Here is a 16,461-nt window from a genome sequence, read left to right as displayed (position 1 = left end):
TTTATAATTGAGATTGTAAATATTGCTGCTCTTTTTCTGAAAAAGAATTAGACAAGTCTTGTAGTTTTTTACGGTACTTTTGGTGCGTTAGTATTTCCTTTAGCAATTGTCTACAATAATCTCTAAATCTATAGGTATGATGTTGCGTACCTTGCATAAGATCTTTTAAGTTTTGATCTGAAAAAGCATCAATCTGGAATAAATAACTAAAGGCATTTTGTCGAATTTCGAATGGATATTTTGTTTGGGTGTAGCCGGAAAGTTCAGCATAATTTTTTTGGCTATTTTCAGCATCAAATTCTGGTGTCACCAGGTTTAAAGTGAGCCACAACATACGCACATTCTTATTGTAGAATCCTTCGATGTTTTTAGTTTTGCTTAAGTATTTAGATCGTTCTTCAGGAAAATTAGTCCATAACGTCATTAAAGCATACTCTTTAGTGAGGTAAGAATCATCATTCAGTAAATCTTCATATTCCGATTTTAAAGATGTTGGAATTTCTTTCATGCTCGAAGCTATGGTTTGTCGCACAAAAATATTACCGGTTTCAAAGGCCTTTTTATAAAGATCGATTGTTTCTTGTGAAGTATTTCCCTGCAATTGCATTACTGCTTCCTGCCCAATATAATCGTTTACAGGAAAATCTAAAGCACCATCTAAAATATTGTACTTTATCCCAACGCTTTGCTCTCTTACAGCAGCAATATCTAAATATCTTCTAATAAATGCAGACTGTTTTAAAGAATTAAACACGGCGTTCGCTTTAAAAGCCGATTGCTCTAACCAATCTTCTTTAAATTGGGATAAATCCTGCCCGCTAACATTTTCCATTTCAGCAAGAAGATTATCGGTGGTTACATTCTTAAAACTATATAATTTTAAATACTTTCTTACACCGGTTTTAAAAGCTTCATCTCCTAATTTTTCTCTTAAAATATGTAGCGCCCAGGCTCCTTTTTGATAAAAAGTAAGAGAACTTGCTTTTGGATTTAGTAGCGCTTCACCTTCACCGCGATCGCTAATTTTTTTAAGCTGCTCGGCGGTTTCATATAATTTCCAGTAATAGTAATCCTCACCAAATAACTGTTTTTCAGCAAGTAATGCATAGTAAGTTGCAAATCCTTCATGCAACCAGTGGTGTTTACCCTCAGTCTCGGTCACTAAATCCCCAAACCATTGGTGTGCCAGCTCGTGAGCATTTACATTAACATAATTCTGATCTTTAAATCCTATGCTATCGGTAAGCATAGATTCAGAAAAAATAGTTGTACTGGTATTTTCCATTCCTGCATAGAGGAAATCTTCAACCGGAATCTGTTTATAATTTTGCCAAGGAAATTCTACCCCAATTTCATTTACTAAAAAATCGAATATTTCCTTAGAATATCGATACGTTGGTTCTGCTAAATTTTCATCTTTTGTCTCGTAGAATAACGAAATTGGAATACCATCGGCACTTTGCAGTTTAGTACTTTCATAATTCCCGGCTGCAACTGCAACCAGATAGCTACTCATAGGCTCTTTCATACTAAAACTCCATTGCTTTATAGAATCGTTTAGCATTTCTTCATTTTCCAGTTTTCCGTTTGCTATTACCTTATAATTTTTATTGAAATTGATCTTTAAATTAAAAACGGTTTTCTCGCGCATATCATCAAAACTGGGTAACCAATGTGACGTATAGCGTCCCTGCCCCTGCGTCCATACTTGTTTACTTATTTCTTGAGAATCTGGCTGATCCCAATTAATAAAATACATGGTTTGTTTTGGCGAAACTGAATATTTAAGCTGAAGTTTATTTTCTTTAGACCGATCAAGTCGCGTTTTAATCCAGATTTTGTCTTCAGCTAAACGAAAATCGGCTTCCTCTCCATTTACTAATACTTCGCGAAAGCTCATGTTTTCAGCATCAATAAATATCGAATCTACCTGCTTTAAAACTTCAAATTCATAATTTACATTCCCTTCCACACGGGCAGCTTCGGGATAAATACTAATTTCTGCAGTAACTGTTTTAAAATCTACAAATTCAATTTGATTATCGCTAGAGACCGATTGTGCTTTTAGAAAAAAAGCGTTTAGAATTATAAGGGAAAAGAAAATCTTCTTCATTATTGATAAACATAGTTTGGTAACGGCAAATTACAAAATTTAGCGCCAGAGGTTGCTTTTAAACTTAATCTTTCGGCTTCCTTCCGTAATTTTTAAAAAGAAATAGCATAAAATATGCCCGAAATAATTCTAAAATTAGGCTTTTTAATATCTTCGTTTTTTATGAACCTTAATATTCTACAAACTCCGATTGATTATTTAAAAGGTGTTGGCCCAAACCGGGCTGATGTCCTACGGAAAGAATTAGGCATTCATACCTACCAGGATTTAGTAAATTTCTTCCCTAATCGCTACCTCGATAAAACACGATTTTATAAAATTTCTGAATTACAACGAAATTCGGCTGAAGTACAGGTAGTAGGAAAAATCACCCATATAAAAATGGTTGAGCAGAAAAGGGGAAAACGTTTGGTTGCTGATTTTGTTGATGACACCGGCCGTATGGAACTGGTTTGGTTTAGAGGCCATAAGTGGATTAGAGAGAATTTAAAATTGAATACGCCATACGTTGTTTTTGGCAAAACTAACTGGTTTAGTGGTATTTTTAGTATGCCTCACCCAGAAATGGATACGCTGGCCGACTACAAAAAGCAATTGCGCCCCGCGATGCAACCTATTTATCCTTCTACAGAATTATTGCAGAAAAAAGGGATTACCAATCGCGCGGTTAATAAAATGCTACAACAGCTTTTTGCTGAAACTAAAGCCCGTTTTTATGATACTTTAAGCGAAGAAATTAAAGAAGAATTTCGCTTAATTTCTAAAGCCGAAGCGCTTTTTAATATTCATTTTCCAAAGAATGCCGAGTTGCTTGCTAAAGCACAGTTTCGTTTAAAATTTGAAGAACTTTTTTACATTCAGCTGCAATTATTACTTAAAAATCAACTTCGAAAACAAAAAATAAAAGGTTTTGTTTTTGGCGAAATTGGAGAAAATTTCAGCGGATTTTATAAAAATCATTTGCCTTTCGATCTTACCGGCGCTCAAAAAAGAGTGATTAAAGAAATTAGATCAGATCTAGGAACAGGTGCGCAAATGAATCGTCTTTTGCAGGGTGATGTTGGTTCAGGAAAAACCATTGTCGCTTTAATGAGCATGCTTATTGCTATCGATAACGGTTTTCAGGCCTGTTTAATGGCTCCTACAGAGATTTTAGCGATTCAACATTACCATGGTTTGGTAGAACTTTGTGCACAAATGGACCTTTCCATTTTCTTGCTGACCGGTTCTTCTAAAAAAGCACATCGCCGAGAATTGCATGAAAAATTAGAAACTGGCGAGATTGATATTCTAATTGGTACACATGCGCTTTTAGAGGATAAGGTAAAATTTAATAATCTTGGTTTAGCTATCATCGACGAGCAACACCGCTTTGGTGTAGCACAACGAGCGAAACTATGGCGAAAAAATAAAATTCCGCCGCACGTTTTAGTGATGACGGCAACGCCAATTCCCCGCACCCTGGCCATGAGTTTGTATGGTGATTTGGATATTTCAGTGATCGACGAATTACCACCGGGACGAAAACCGATAAGAACGGTGCATCGTTTTGATAGTAATCGCTTAAAAGTTTTCAGGTTTTTAAAAGAAGAAATTGATAAAGGACGCCAAGTTTATGTAGTTTATCCATTAATTCAGGAATCCGAAAAAATGGACTATAAAGATTTGATGGATGGCTATGAAAGTATTGCTCGCGAGTTTCCCGATTATCAAATCTCGATCGTTCACGGCCAAATGAAGCCTGCCGATAAGGATTATGAAATGCAACGCTTTGCGGAAGGAAAAACCGAAATTATGGTGGCCACTACTGTCATTGAAGTTGGCGTAAATGTGCCTAACGCCAGTGTTATGATTATTGAAAGCGCTGAGCGATTTGGACTTTCTCAATTGCATCAGCTAAGAGGCCGCGTGGGCCGTGGAGCCGAACAGAGTTATTGTATTTTAATGACAGGACATAAATTATCAAACGATAGTAAAACAAGGCTAGAAACCATGACGGCAACCAACGACGGTTTCCAAATTGCTGAAGTTGATTTGAAACTTCGCGGTCCTGGTGATATTATGGGAACGCAACAAAGTGGTGTCCTAAATTTAAAAATCGCCGATATTGTTAAGGATAATGACCTGCTTAAAACAGCTCGTCACGTTGCGATGAAAGTGCTAAAAGAAGATCCAAAATTAGCTTTAGAAAAGAATAAAGTACTACGTTTTACCTACGGGCAGCTCGCAAAACACCAAAATATCTGGAATTATATTTCTTAGCGGAAATTTCAGTCGTATCGATATTTTTTTATGCTGAATTTCAGCTTTAAAAATTCTATAAAATTCTTTCAAAATAGGCTATAATTTTACAAACCTTAGATTATGCTAAAATCAATGGTAATACTATCTTTGTAGATTGTAAAATTACATAGATGAAAATTTCATACAACTGGTTAAAACAATTTATAAAGCTTCCTGAAGATGCCGAAAAAACTGGCGAACTATTAACTGATCTTGGTTTAGAGGTTGAAGGAATTCAGAGTTTTCAAAGTGTAAAAGGTGGTTTAGAAGGTATCGTAGTTGGGCATGTACTAAGCTGCGAGAAACACCCAAATGCCGATAAACTTAATATTACCAAAGTAAATCTTGGTGATGGCGAAGAAGTACAAATTGTTTGTGGAGCTCCAAATATTGCGGCAGGACAAAAAGTTCCGGTAGCAACAATTGGTACCATTCTTTATGATGAAAAAGGTGAAGAATGGAAAATCAAAAAAGGGAAAATTAGAGGTGAATTAAGTTTTGGAATGATTTGTTCTGAAAGCGAAATTGGTCTTGGATCTAGCCATGATGGTATTATGGTAATGGAAGAAGATCTAATTCCTGGGACACCTGTTGCTGAAGTTTTTGAAATAGAGAATGATCAGGTTTTTGAAATTGGTCTTACGCCAAACCGCGCCGATGCTATGAGCCATTGGGGAGTAGCAAGAGATTTAAAAGCAGGTTATCAACAAGAGAATAAAAGTTTAGAACTTATCACTCCTTCTGTAAGCAACTTTCATGTTGATAATAGAAGTTTAAGAATCCCTATTTTTGTTGATGATTCTTCTTTAGCGCCACGATATTGCGGAATCACCATAAGCGATGTTAAAATTCAGGAATCGCCTAAATGGTTACAAAATCGTTTAAAAGCAATTGGCATAGCACCAAAAAATAATGTTGTAGACATTACCAATTATGTATTGCACGAGTTGGGACAACCCTTACATGCTTTTGACGCTTCTAAAATTGCAGGTAACGAAATTCATGTAAAAACACTTGAAGCCGGCACTAAATTCACCACCTTAGATGAAGTTGAAAGAGAACTTCATGAAGAAGATCTTATGATCTGTGATAAGGAAAAACCACTTTGTATTGCAGGAGTTTTTGGAGGATTAAACAGTGGAGTTTCAGAAAATACATCCCAAATATTCTTAGAAAGTGCATATTTTAATCCCGTAAGCGTTCGCAAAACAGCAAAAAGACACGGTTTAAATACCGATGCATCTTTTAGATTTGAGCGTGGTATCGATCCTAGCATTACAGAATATGCATTAAAACGTGCGGCTCTTTTGATTACTGAATTAGCAGGCGGAGAAATAACCAGCGATGTTGATGATCTTTATTTCAAAAAGATAGAAGATTTTCAGGTTTTCTTAACCTTCGATAAAGTAAACAAGCTTATTGGCGAAAATCTTGAAGAAGAAACTATAAAATCGATCTTAGCTTCTTTAGAAATTCGAGTGAATAATGTTACCGAAACAGGCATGGGACTCACAATTCCTTCCTATCGAGTAGACGTTCAACGAGAATCTGATGTTATCGAAGAGATTCTTCGAGTGTATGGATATAACAACATAAAATTCAATGAAAAGTTTAATGCTTCGGTTTCTATTTCATCGAAATTTGAAGATTATAAACTTCAGAATATTATTGCAAACCAATTAGTAGGACAAGGTTTTTACGAAACCATGGCCAATTCACTTACAAGTCCGTCTCACATAGAGCTGAGTGAACAACTAAAAAGCGAATATAATGTTGAAATGCTGAATCCGCTTAGTGGCGATCTTGCAGTAATGAGACAATCAATGCTGTTTAGTGGTTTAGAAAGTATAAGACACAATTTAAACCGAAAAAGAAGAGACCTAAAACTTTTCGAATTCGGAAAAACGTATCACAATTATACTGGTGGTCGTGTTGAAAATAAACATCTATCGATTTTTGTAAGTGGCGATAAAGCTAAAGAAAGCTGGAGCTCTGCTGCTCAAAAAGGAACTTTCTTTTATATGAAGGGAATTATTGAAGCAGTTTTCCAAAGATTGGGAATTAAAAGCTTAAAATCTAATGCTATAAAATCTGATGTTTTTGCTGAAGGAATTATTTTGAGTTCAGGAAAATCGAAATTGGTAGAATTTGGAGTGATTAAAAAATCGATCCTAAAACATTTTGATATCGATCAAGAAGTTTTATTTGCAGATTTTAATTGGGATACAGTTATCGAGATTACTAAAACACAGTCTAATAAGTTTGTAGATATTCCAAAATATCCGGCAGTAAGACGTGATTTCGCTTTATTATTAGACGATGCTATTTCTTATGCTGAAATTGAAACCATCGCTACGCAAACAGAAAAGAAATTACTGAAAGAAGTAAATCTATTTGATGTGTATCAAGGCGAAAATCTTCCCGAAGGTAAAAAGAGTTATGCGGTGAGTTTTACCTTTCAGGATGAAAACAAAACCATGACTGATAAGCAAATTGATAAAATTATGAGCAAACTTCAGTATAGATTCGAAAACGAATTAAAAGCTGAACTACGATAAATTCAGAAAAAAATATACTTAAATATTAGATTATTGGTTCAACTAAATTTGAATCCAGAAGTACATAAGTTTTAACTCGATAATCTATATTAAATGCTCCAAGGCTTGTCTTGAAATTATTTTTTTCAATTCCATTTCTCATAAACTTGCCCTGAGGTTGTTTACTAAAAACCTGTACACTAAAAGTTAAGAGGCTTATTAATACTGGGGACTAAATGTCCCCTTTTTTTATTCCAATATTTTTTTGGAAGAAAGTTAAATTGCGCATGCATGGTTATCAATTTATATATCTATTATAATAAAGGTGCTATATAGAATTCTTTATAAAAGCAAAATCACACTAAAGGGATGATATAAAAACTTTGGTTTGGTGCTTTTCACTATGTCTTTTTCTAAGCATGAGCTTGCTTTTAAAAGTTACAAAGGTACTTTTCATTATTACAAGTTATGCCGTTTGGACGGGCATTGGTGCAGCCGGCACCTTGCTTTTAGGACTATTTATTTTCAAAAAAACAGTAACATTTTCGGGATTTTTTTTATTACCAAAGTATTGGCTCTATCATTGGTTTAAAGTTAGTTTGAAATTAAAAATGTGAACCACCAAAAGCCTAGCATTCTTAATCTTAATAGTCGATGCCTGATACTTTAATTTAGTTATTCTGAAATATCGGCGCAGGAACTAACCAGCATAATAACAGAATACTTAAAAAGGCAACAAATGTGAGGATAATAAGAAATTTGAATCGTCTCAAAATGTAAAATTTTAATTCTTATTTTATTCTCTTTTCTAATAATCTTCGGTGTACTTTTCTCTTTAACATCGCCAGATTTTCAACAATCTTGAGATAACGCAAACGATGCTTTTCCATTTGTTGAATATGAATATCTCCGTATTCCTTTTTCCCATATTCAAATTCCTTCTGAAGTTCCTGTTCAAACTTGCAAAAACCAGCCGTACATAAAATCACATCTCTACGCATTGCCTGTAAAGTACCGGCCAGTTTTAGATCTTTTATCATCTGTTTTTCAAGCTTTAAAAGATTTCCTAATTCTTCATTTATATCTTCAAGAAGACTTCCCCACATGGCGATTTCTCTTAAATCCTTTTTAATACAGAGTTCTCTATAGGAATATACCTGTTCAAAAAAATTGATATTCAATGCTTATTTTAAATATGTTACACACAAAATCATAAAGACAAAGCCTGTACCGATATCTTAACAGAACTATCTAATATCTATATCAATCTGATTTACAAGCCCATAAACCAAAAATTATTTCAGAAAAAACAATAAATTTGAGTATAATTGAACCAATGGGTAAAAACACCCCAATAAATAATCAAAAAAAAGAAAATTATTAAACTGATTATCAAACAACTATAATTTGATTTTAGACTTTATGTAAAATCATATTGATTATTGCCCAATTATAGCTGTAAAGGCCATAGAGATTTTTAAAAATGAATAAAGAATTTACAGTAGAAGATCGCTTAAAGGAAAGGATAAAAGAATTATCGTGTCTTTATAGTATATCCCGTGTGTTGCGTAAACATCAAGACGATGTAGAAGCCACTTTAAAAGAGATTTGCGAAATTACTAAAAACGCCTGGAGACACCCTGAAGCTGCCATTGTTCAGCTAAAGTATACCAATTTTGATATAAAAACAGGTGCTATTCCTTCTAAATATATCTTTCAGGAAAGCAGACTCTCAGATCATCAGGAAAATTTGGGATATATTAGAGTGTATTATGATTCGGCTTATTTTGATAACACCGAATTCTTAGAAGAAGAGCAACAATTACTAGATCAAATTTCAATAGAAATTAGCGACTTTTTTGAGCGTGAGCGTATAAAAGAGCGAGAAGAATTATTACGTCGAAAAGCCGAACATAATGACCGCCTGGCTATACTTGGTGAAATTACTGCCGGCATAGCCCACGAGCTAAACACGCCTTTGGGTAATATTCTTGGTTTTGCTGAGCTTATACAAGCGAATAATAAAGACGACCAGACTAAAAATGATTTAGACAAGATCATTAAAGCCAGCATATATTCTCGAGAAATCGTAAAGAAATTAATGTTTTTTGCCTGTGAAATGCCACACCAAAAACAAGCTCAACAAATAAAACCTATTATAGAACAGGCGCTTTCGCTTTTAGGGCCAAACCTCAAAAAAGCAGGAATAAGTTGTCAGTTTAAAATTGATGAAGAAAATTTAATCATTCCAATCGATATTGTACAATTTACCCAGATAATTTTTAACCTGGTTATTAATGCTATATACGTGTCCACTCCTCAGTCCTATATTGAAATATTGGTTAGCCATACTAAAGATACAATGCTTATGGAAGTAAAAGATCAGGGCCCGGGGATTGCTAAAACATTTCGAAAAAAAGTATTTCATCCTTTTTACAGTACAAAACCACTGGGCGAAGGTTCAGGATTAGGATTAAGCGTGGTGCACGGTATTGTAAAAGCACATCAAGGCGAAATCAAAATTGTAGACAATATTCCTAACGGAAGTAATTTTAAAATTTCATTACCGCTACACCCTTAAGATATGACATATAAAAAGGCCAATATTTTAATCGTTGATGACGATTTCGATATGTTAGAATTGTTGCAAAGGCAACTCCACGATCAAAACTTTCATGCCTATAAAGCTTCCAACGTATTAGAAGCTATAAATATTCTAAAATATAGTCGCATTGATCTACTAATTACAGATTTGCAAATGCCACAGGTAGATGGGATTGCATTAATAAAATATGTATCAGACCACTACCCTAAATTACCAACATTGGTCATTACCGGTTTCCCTTCTATAGACGGAGCTTTAGAAGCGATGAAATCTGGAGCTGTAGATTATCTTATTAAGCCATTTACCACAGAAGAATTAAAAAGTGCAGTAGCAAAAGCTTTACCCCAAAACCTACAGGAAGCAACAAGAGATTCGTTAGCTAATAACAGTATTTCTTATGCCGGGATTATTGGTAATTCTGAACCAATGCAAAAGCTTATCGATCTTATAGAACGGGTTAAAGACAACAAAGCAACGGTACTTATACAAGGTGAAAGTGGAACGGGCAAAGAGCTTATCGCGCGGGCGATTCATTACAAAGGCAGGTTTGCTGCACAGCCTTTTATCGCAGTGAATTGTGGCGGTATTCCTGAAGATTTACTGGAAGCCGAATTATTTGGTTATACCAAAGGTTCATTTACTGGGGCTTTAGAAAATAGGCAAGGATTTTTTCAGGCGGCAGATAAAGGCACAATTTTCTTAGATGAAATTGGTAATGCCCCGATGAAAGTTCAGACCCGGCTGCTAAGAGTTCTTCAGGAAAAAGAAATACAGCGTATTGGCGAGCAGAATGCTAAGAAAATAGATATTCGCATTATTGCGGCGACTAATAGTGATCTTTATAAAATGGTTAAGATCGGGAAGTTTCGGGAAGATCTTTATTACCGATTAAATGTTGTAAATATATGTACGCCGCCACTGCGTTCACACAAAGAAGATATTGTATATCTGGCAAATAATTTTTTACGAAAATACGGTTCAGAATATGGAAAACGGACTAAACTTAGTGACAAAGCATTAGAATTACTACAAAATTATGACTGGCCAGGCAATGTAAGAGAATTAGAAAATATCATTCAGCGTGCTATTATTTTAAGCGATGATGAAATTACTTCAGAACAGCTTCCGGAACATTTTAAATACGATATTGGTTCTTACGATACTAGTTTTAAATCTTTAGAAGAAGTTGAAAAAGAATACATACTGAAGGTTTTAGCCTATACCGATCAAAACAAAACAAAGGCAGCCGCAATTCTTAAAATAGATCGTAAAACACTTCGAAATAAATTAAAATAAGAGGTGGTACATAATTCCCTAGCAGGGGTAAAATGCCCGGTAAATTTTAAAAAATAAATATTTTTAAAATTTATAAAAACCTAAAATTCAGCACGATAACAATTTAAGATAAAACTTTCCTCTTTTGGGTACAGCATTTGACTTTTAGGTATAGACGAACCTCAATAATTATGAAAACCAATCGTACCAAAAATAAGTCGGCTCCAAAAAGTTCTTTAGGCAGCCTCTTAACCCAGGAAATGCTTAAGGGGCTTTGCTTTAATTGCGATCATCAAAAGAATTGTTCGTGGCAAAACCACAGAAAGTTGTTTTGTGAACATTTTAAATAAACTATCTCGGGGCAAGCCCTCGAGGCATTCGTTGGAAACAAATTTTTAATTTCAAGGCAAGCCTCGGGGTATTATGCCCTTTGGTGGTACCAATACATCTTATGAAAAAGGAAAAAACAAAAAAACAATCTATGCACACTACGGTTATGAGCCAGTTTAATAAAACTGCAGACCGTATGGAGTTAAATACTAATATTAGAAAGATCCTTTCGATCTCTAATAGTGAAATTATCGTACACTTTCCCGTAAAAATGGACGACGGCAGTGTAGAAGTTTTTACCGGTTATCGAGTGCAACATAATAATGCCCTGGGACCGTACAAAGGTGGTTTACGTTATCACGATACCGTAGATATCGATGCTGCAAGGGCTTTAGCCATGTGGATGACCTGGAAAACTTCTCTTGCAGGCCTGCCTTTTGGGGGTGCTAAAGGCGGTATCGAAATAGATCCCAGAAAATATTCTATTGGAGAATTAGAACGTATTACACGAAGATTCACCTATGCGCTGGGAGAAAATATAGGACCAGAACATGATATCCCTGCTCCAGATATTAATACAAACGCACAAACTATGGCCTGGATTGCAGACACCTATATGTCTACCATTCCAACTGCAGAGCGTTCCCATAACCGACATATTGTTACCGGTAAACCATTAGGAGTTGGTGGTTTGGAAGGCCGAGATCGCGCTACCGGTTTTGGCGTTTTCCTTTCAGCAAAACTTTATCTGGAAAGTAAAGGTGAAACTTTAGAAGGAAAAACATTTATTGTTCAGGGATTTGGTAATGTTGGTTATTGGGCGTCACATTTTATGCTAAAAGAAGGCGCTAGCTTATTAGCCGTACAGGATGCTCATGCAACTTTATACAAAAAAGACGGGATCGATGTAGAAGGCTTAGCGGCACATTCTAATCCAAGAAAAGGTTCTATTGCAGATTATCCAGATGCGGTTTCTATACCACCAGAAGATTTCTTTGGTTTAGAATGTGATATGATTATTCCGGCAGCACTGGGAAATCAAATCACAGCTACTGTTGCCGAAAAAATAAAAGCGCCTCTCGTTTTAGAAGGTGCCAATGGCCCAACCGATAGCGAAGGCGAAACTATTCTACTAAGAAATAATGTTACTATTATTCCAGACATTTTTTGTAATTCAGGCGGAGTAATTTCTAGTTATTTTGAATGGCTTCAAAACCGTAACGGAGAATTATGGGATCTGGAAGAAAGTATGAGTAAACTGGAGAAAAAACTTTCAGAAAACTTTAGACGTATACAGCGTGAAGTAGAAGAAAAAAATATCGATTGGAGAACTGCTGCTTATATGCTAGCCATTTCAAGAATTGAAACGGCTTACCAACAACGTGGAATTTTCCCTTAAACATTAATGCTGAAAATAAAAGCTGAAATTCGAAATTTAAAGTTGTCTTATGAAATATGAACCTGAAAACAGTGATGAAAATAATATCGCTGTAATTGAAGAACATGTGTATGACTGGCTTCAAAATCTTGAAATTATCAATTTTGAACTTGTACTCTATAAATCATATTTACAAGATCATAACTGTTTAAAATCGGTAGATAAAAAAAGTAAAATAAACTCACTATTATCATGTATAAATGAGCAAATAGAACAAAACAAATTTCATCTACGCACGTGTTTATTTTATAAAAACAGAGTTTCGAAAATCAGGGAATGTGATGATATAGAATGTGAAACAACATATTTAGAGGCACATTCTCTTTTTAAAAATCGACTTCAGTATCATTTTAAACAGATTAAAAGTTTGAAGCATCAGATTATTTCTAAAAATTTAGCGTTTTCAGCATTAAAAATTGAATAAATAAGGAATTTAAACAGCATTTACATTTCAATTGCGTCGAACTGTTTGTTTAGATGTTTTTTCCGCAGCCGGACACCTGGTAAGATTCTATTAGAATCAATTTTTCAAAACAAGGTGTTCGGCTTTATTAATTTTTATCTTATTGAAAATGGGCATGCATCATAAAATCAGCTCAAGTTCGGAGTAATTAAAAAGGTAAACATATCAGATAAATTCCGAAGAAAAAATGCTCTAAAAACAAAGGCTGAAATTCGATAATTTCAGCCTTTGTTTTTTCAATATATTTTGAAGTGACTACGGAAATTGTTTAAAAATTTTATCTACATAATTTCTAACAGCGCGTGCCGTGCGACGATCAGTAATTTCTACTTCATCGGTTGTCCCTCTCCATATAATTTTATTGTTTTTTCGGTTTATAAAATCGATCACAATAGTTTTTGATTGATAAGGAATTTGGTCGATATTATCTCCTGTAATTCGTTGAATGGTATAATAATCTTTATACATAAAAGGCTTGTAATAATCACCAATATAAAAATCGGGACGATAATACGAATAACTGGTATAAACAGGATCTGCATTCACCTCAACTTTATCGTCGAACATGGTATGAACATAAATTAAAACGCTTGGTTGATCTTTTTCGTAGCGATAACCTTCGTCTTTCATGTTTTCATTCACCGTATTCACAATCTCATAATTAATTTCTTCATTGTTATAATCCGGTGTGGTGATTTTATTTTGGTTGGGCAAAAATGCATAGGTATTGTAACTTTTCAAATCTTTTGGATTCTCACCAACTTCTGAAGATTTACTCCCACCGCAACTTGCAAATAAAAGGATGGTTATAAGAAATCCTGACCACTTAAGTAATTTCATAATTTAAAAATTTTTGCTCATAATACCAGCTTTCAACGGTCTATCAAAAACATTTAGTAAAATTTAGACATAAATTTAACAGGCATTTAGAAACGTAAAGAAAAAATTCCCGAAACATAAATTCTGAATTAACATTTACAGGATTGGTATTTACATTGATAATGTATAATTTAGTAGCTCATGCAAAGTGATTGATGATGATGAACTTACCCCGAACTAACATTGAAAAACAACTTCTAAAATCCAGAAATAAACGAAAAAAAGAGGATCATTTTCTTCAGGAAATCCATTCTATTTTCAAGGAAAACGATAAAATTGATACAGCTATCCTACATAAAATAGCAAATGGTGGTGATGCAGAGGATATCAATTTTTTCAATTTTGATCTTCTTGAAACCAATCGCATTTTTCATATAAGCGATATTGAAAAGATATGCGTTAATTATCGATTACGATTTTTGAGTTCTAAATATTTTAAAGCTAAAATTCCTTACGATGCCATAATGGCTATTAGAAAACTGGAAAATGATCATAAAACCAGCTTAAAAGGATTTAGAATTATTGCACCGGCGCACCTTTTTAAATTGGATAATGCTGACGATCCTCTATTAATGGCACCCATGGGCAATGAGTATTATTATTTGGTTCACAAATGGGGCAACGACCTTCATCCTTTTAGAAAATTATTAATGTGGCCATTTAAACAACTAGAAAACTTCATTTTTTCAATGTTTGTGCTAAGCCTGGCAATCACCTTTTTAATACCGGATAAGCTGTTTTTTCATGCTGGAGAACAAAGTCTTAGCGAATTTTTAATGATTCTATTTTTTGTATTTAAATGGGTTGGCGGTCTTGCTATATTTTATGGATTTAAAAAAGGTAAAAATTTTAGCGAAACCATCTGGGAAAGCAAATATTATAATGCTTAGCTTATCATTCAAGAACGTTAAACTCTAATTAAATTATCCTGTAAAGATTAGTAATCTTCGTATTTTAGAATTCTTAAACTGAAAATTATGAGTACTGAAGAAACATACGATAGAGTTTATACAGGAAGTGAAGTAAATGTGCAATATTTACAAGAACTATTTAAAAAATCTGGAATTTCTAATCGCGTAAGAAATGATATGGAATCTGGATTGAGAGCAGGTTTTGGTGGTGGAATACCGGGACAGGTTCAGCTTTTCGTGATAAAAAGTCATTATAACGAAGCTGCTGCTATAGTGAAAGCGACATTTCCAAACGATGTTGCAGAGCATGAGTAAAGGAAATAAAGTCCCCTCAAGCAGGCGAAATTATGCGTATTTGGCAATTGGTATTTTCTCCCTTGGATATGGTGCATATCGGGTTATAAGTTTATACGAAAATTATCAGAAATATGAAATCCAGTTCGCCATCGCTATTGGTTTTGTTGCGGCTGGTGTTATTTGTATATATAGATTCTTTAAATCATTAAAATAAAAATAAAAAGCGGCTTAAAGCCGCTTTTTATTTTTTCTATTCTGAATTACTACCATTCGATTACGGCACTAGCCCAGGTAAATCCACTACCAAAAGCAGCTAAAACAATGGTATCGCCTTCTTTAATTTTTCCTTCTTCCCAAGCTTCTGTTAGTGCAATTGGAATAGATGCTGCGGTTGTATTTCCGTATTTCTGAATATTGTTATATACCTGATCATCACTCAATTTAAATTTCTGCTGAATAAACTGAGAAATTCGAAGGTTCGCCTGATGCGGAATTAACATATCGATATCTTTAACATCCAGACCATTTGCTTTTAAACCTTCCAAAATAACTTCAGAAAATCGAACAACTGCATTTTTAAATACAAACTGACCATTCATATAAGGATAGTAAGGAATATCTTCTTGCGGATTTTCAGCAATAATTTCAGGGACCCAATGATTGGTACTTGGTCCCTTCAAACTCAATTCGAGCGCATGCTTACCTTCAGAATGCAAATGCGTAGATAAGACACCTTGTCCCACATGATCACTTCTGGTTAGTACCGCTGCTCCTGCTCCATCTCCAAAAATCACAGAAACCGATCGACCTCGAGTTGTAAAATCTAATCCTCCACTATGATTTTCGCTTCCGATTAAAAGTACATTTTTATACATCCCGGTTTTGATAAACTGGTCGGCAACTGAAAGACCGTATATAAAACCACTACATTGGTTACGAACATCTAAAGCAGGACACGTGTGAATATCTAACATCTCTTGGATCTGTACGCCACATCCCGGGAAATAATAATCTGGACTTAACGTAGCAAAAACAATTAAGTCTATATCATCTTTGCTAATATTGGCCCTTTCTAAGGCTATCTTTGCTGCCTTAGCTCCCATACCTGCGGTAGTATTTCCATCGCCTTTCTTTATATGTCGTCTCTCTTTTATACCGGTACGCTCCTGTATCCACGCATCGTTCGTATCCATAATTTTGGACAGATCTTCATTAGTAACTACATTCTCTGGCACGTATTTTCCTAATCCGGCAATTTTAGACTGATACATTCAGTTTATTTTTAAATTATTAAAATTTACACTCTTAAATTTAGCAAATATCTAAATTT

14 protein-coding genes are annotated in these 16,461 nt (G+C 34.5%); 10 read left to right on the top strand and 4 right to left on the bottom strand.

Features of this window, described 5'->3' with window-relative positions:
* Position 1 precedes the first annotated feature (1 nt).
* Positions 2–2,113 (bottom strand): M1 family metallopeptidase, encoded by a 2,112-nt coding sequence (locus PBT89_RS04795; protein WP_270063626.1) that lies wholly within the window; start codon positions 2,111–2,113, stop codon positions 2–4.
* A gap of 162 nt (positions 2,114–2,275) precedes the next feature.
* Here PBT89_RS04795 and recG point away from each other — a divergent pair, with 162 nt between their 5' ends.
* The 3 genes from recG to PBT89_RS16830 all read left to right on the top strand — a co-directional run bounded on the left by recG (position 2,276) and on the right by PBT89_RS16830 (position 7,550).
* The gene (recG, locus tag PBT89_RS04790) at positions 2,276–4,375 is read left to right on the top strand and encodes an ATP-dependent DNA helicase RecG (protein ID WP_270063625.1); all 2,100 of its coding nucleotides are present in this window, start codon (positions 2,276–2,278) and stop codon (positions 4,373–4,375) included.
* Between the two features lie 152 nt (positions 4,376–4,527).
* Positions 4,528–6,954 carry a phenylalanine--tRNA ligase subunit beta gene (pheT, locus tag PBT89_RS04785; protein WP_270063624.1) on the top strand — a complete coding sequence of 809 codons (2,427 nt, stop codon included), beginning with the start codon at positions 4,528–4,530 and terminating at the stop codon, positions 6,952–6,954.
* A 398-nt stretch (positions 6,955–7,352) separates the two neighbouring features.
* Positions 7,353–7,550 carry an SMR family transporter gene (locus PBT89_RS16830; protein WP_443089609.1) on the top strand — a complete coding sequence of 66 codons (198 nt, stop codon included), beginning with the start codon at positions 7,353–7,355 and terminating at the stop codon, positions 7,548–7,550.
* 174 nt (positions 7,551–7,724) lie between these two features.
* Here the strand turns inward: PBT89_RS16830 and PBT89_RS04780 are convergent, their stop codons facing one another.
* Entirely contained in the window at positions 7,725–8,114 is a 390-nt protein-coding gene (locus tag PBT89_RS04780; protein WP_270063623.1) for a hypothetical protein, read from the bottom strand.
* A gap of 302 nt (positions 8,115–8,416) precedes the next feature.
* Here PBT89_RS04780 and PBT89_RS04775 point away from each other — a divergent pair, with 302 nt between their 5' ends.
* From PBT89_RS04775 to PBT89_RS04760, 4 genes are all read left to right on the top strand, one after another.
* A complete protein-coding gene (locus PBT89_RS04775; protein ID WP_270063622.1) occupies positions 8,417–9,514 on the top strand; it encodes a sensor histidine kinase in 1,098 nt (365 codons plus the stop codon).
* Positions 9,515–9,517: 3 nt separating this feature from the next.
* The gene (locus PBT89_RS04770; protein WP_270063621.1) at positions 9,518–10,834 is read left to right on the top strand and encodes a sigma-54-dependent transcriptional regulator; all 1,317 of its coding nucleotides are present in this window, start codon (positions 9,518–9,520) and stop codon (positions 10,832–10,834) included.
* A 430-nt stretch (positions 10,835–11,264) separates the two neighbouring features.
* Positions 11,265–12,542 (top strand): Glu/Leu/Phe/Val family dehydrogenase, encoded by a 1,278-nt coding sequence (locus tag PBT89_RS04765; protein WP_443089608.1) that lies wholly within the window; start codon positions 11,265–11,267, stop codon positions 12,540–12,542.
* 49 nt (positions 12,543–12,591) lie between these two features.
* Complete coding sequence (locus tag PBT89_RS04760; protein WP_270063619.1) at positions 12,592–13,005, top strand: hypothetical protein; 414 nt, start codon at positions 12,592–12,594, stop codon at positions 13,003–13,005.
* Between the two features lie 294 nt (positions 13,006–13,299).
* Here PBT89_RS04760 and PBT89_RS04755 read toward each other — a convergent pair whose 3' ends face one another.
* Positions 13,300–13,884: a DUF4136 domain-containing protein gene (locus PBT89_RS04755; protein WP_270063618.1), complete on the bottom strand. Its 585-nt coding sequence runs from the start codon at positions 13,882–13,884 to the stop codon at positions 13,300–13,302.
* A 194-nt stretch (positions 13,885–14,078) separates the two neighbouring features.
* Between PBT89_RS04755 and PBT89_RS04750 the strand changes: the two genes are divergently transcribed.
* From PBT89_RS04750 to PBT89_RS04740, 3 genes are all read left to right on the top strand, one after another.
* Positions 14,079–14,813, top strand: coding sequence for a hypothetical protein (locus tag PBT89_RS04750; RefSeq protein WP_270063617.1), 735 nt, complete (start codon positions 14,079–14,081; stop codon positions 14,811–14,813).
* A gap of 87 nt (positions 14,814–14,900) precedes the next feature.
* Positions 14,901–15,149: a putative signal transducing protein gene (locus PBT89_RS04745; RefSeq protein ID WP_270063616.1), complete on the top strand. Its 249-nt coding sequence runs from the start codon at positions 14,901–14,903 to the stop codon at positions 15,147–15,149.
* Positions 15,142–15,345, top strand: coding sequence for a hypothetical protein (locus PBT89_RS04740; RefSeq protein ID WP_270063615.1), 204 nt, complete (start codon positions 15,142–15,144; stop codon positions 15,343–15,345). The genes PBT89_RS04745 and PBT89_RS04740 overlap by 8 nt, the downstream gene beginning before the upstream one ends.
* Positions 15,346–15,394: 49 nt before the next feature.
* Here PBT89_RS04740 and PBT89_RS04735 read toward each other — a convergent pair whose 3' ends face one another.
* Entirely contained in the window at positions 15,395–16,402 is a 1,008-nt protein-coding gene (locus PBT89_RS04735; protein ID WP_270063614.1) for a 3-oxoacyl-ACP synthase III family protein, read from the bottom strand.
* Positions 16,403–16,461 lie beyond the last annotated feature (59 nt).

The organism is Zunongwangia sp. HRR-M8 (assembly GCF_027594405.1).
In the GTDB taxonomy this organism is placed as follows: Bacteria; Bacteroidota; Bacteroidia; order Flavobacteriales; family Flavobacteriaceae; genus Zunongwangia.
The sequence above is the reverse complement of the archived record's forward strand: the minus strand, read 5'-3'. Positions and strand labels throughout refer to the sequence as shown.

Excerpts from the sequence above, each read along its gene's own strand:
- recG (WP_270063625.1), top strand. The coding sequence starts at position 2,276 with ATGAACCTTAATATTCTACAAACTCCGATTGATTATTTAAAAGGTGTT.
- PBT89_RS04775 (WP_270063622.1), top strand. The coding sequence starts at position 8,417 with ATGAATAAAGAATTTACAGTAGAAGATCGCTTAAAGGAAAGGATAAAA.
- PBT89_RS04760 (WP_270063619.1), top strand. The coding sequence starts at position 12,592 with ATGAAATATGAACCTGAAAACAGTGATGAAAATAATATCGCTGTAATT.
- PBT89_RS04735 (WP_270063614.1), bottom strand. The coding sequence starts at position 16,402 with ATGTATCAGTCTAAAATTGCCGGATTAGGAAAATACGTGCCAGAGAAT.
- PBT89_RS04745 (WP_270063616.1), top strand. The coding sequence starts at position 14,901 with ATGAGTACTGAAGAAACATACGATAGAGTTTATACAGGAAGTGAAGTA.
- PBT89_RS04740 (WP_270063615.1), top strand. The coding sequence starts at position 15,142 with ATGAGTAAAGGAAATAAAGTCCCCTCAAGCAGGCGAAATTATGCGTAT.
- PBT89_RS04755 (WP_270063618.1), bottom strand. The coding sequence starts at position 13,884 with ATGAAATTACTTAAGTGGTCAGGATTTCTTATAACCATCCTTTTATTT.
- PBT89_RS04770 (WP_270063621.1), top strand. The coding sequence starts at position 9,518 with ATGACATATAAAAAGGCCAATATTTTAATCGTTGATGACGATTTCGAT.
- pheT (WP_270063624.1), top strand. The coding sequence starts at position 4,528 with ATGAAAATTTCATACAACTGGTTAAAACAATTTATAAAGCTTCCTGAA.
- PBT89_RS04765 (WP_443089608.1), top strand. The coding sequence starts at position 11,265 with ATGAAAAAGGAAAAAACAAAAAAACAATCTATGCACACTACGGTTATG.
- PBT89_RS16830 (WP_443089609.1), top strand. The coding sequence starts at position 7,353 with ATGAGCTTGCTTTTAAAAGTTACAAAGGTACTTTTCATTATTACAAGT.
- PBT89_RS04750 (WP_270063617.1), top strand. The coding sequence starts at position 14,079 with ATGATGATGAACTTACCCCGAACTAACATTGAAAAACAACTTCTAAAA.
- PBT89_RS04795 (WP_270063626.1), bottom strand. The coding sequence starts at position 2,113 with ATGAAGAAGATTTTCTTTTCCCTTATAATTCTAAACGCTTTTTTTCTA.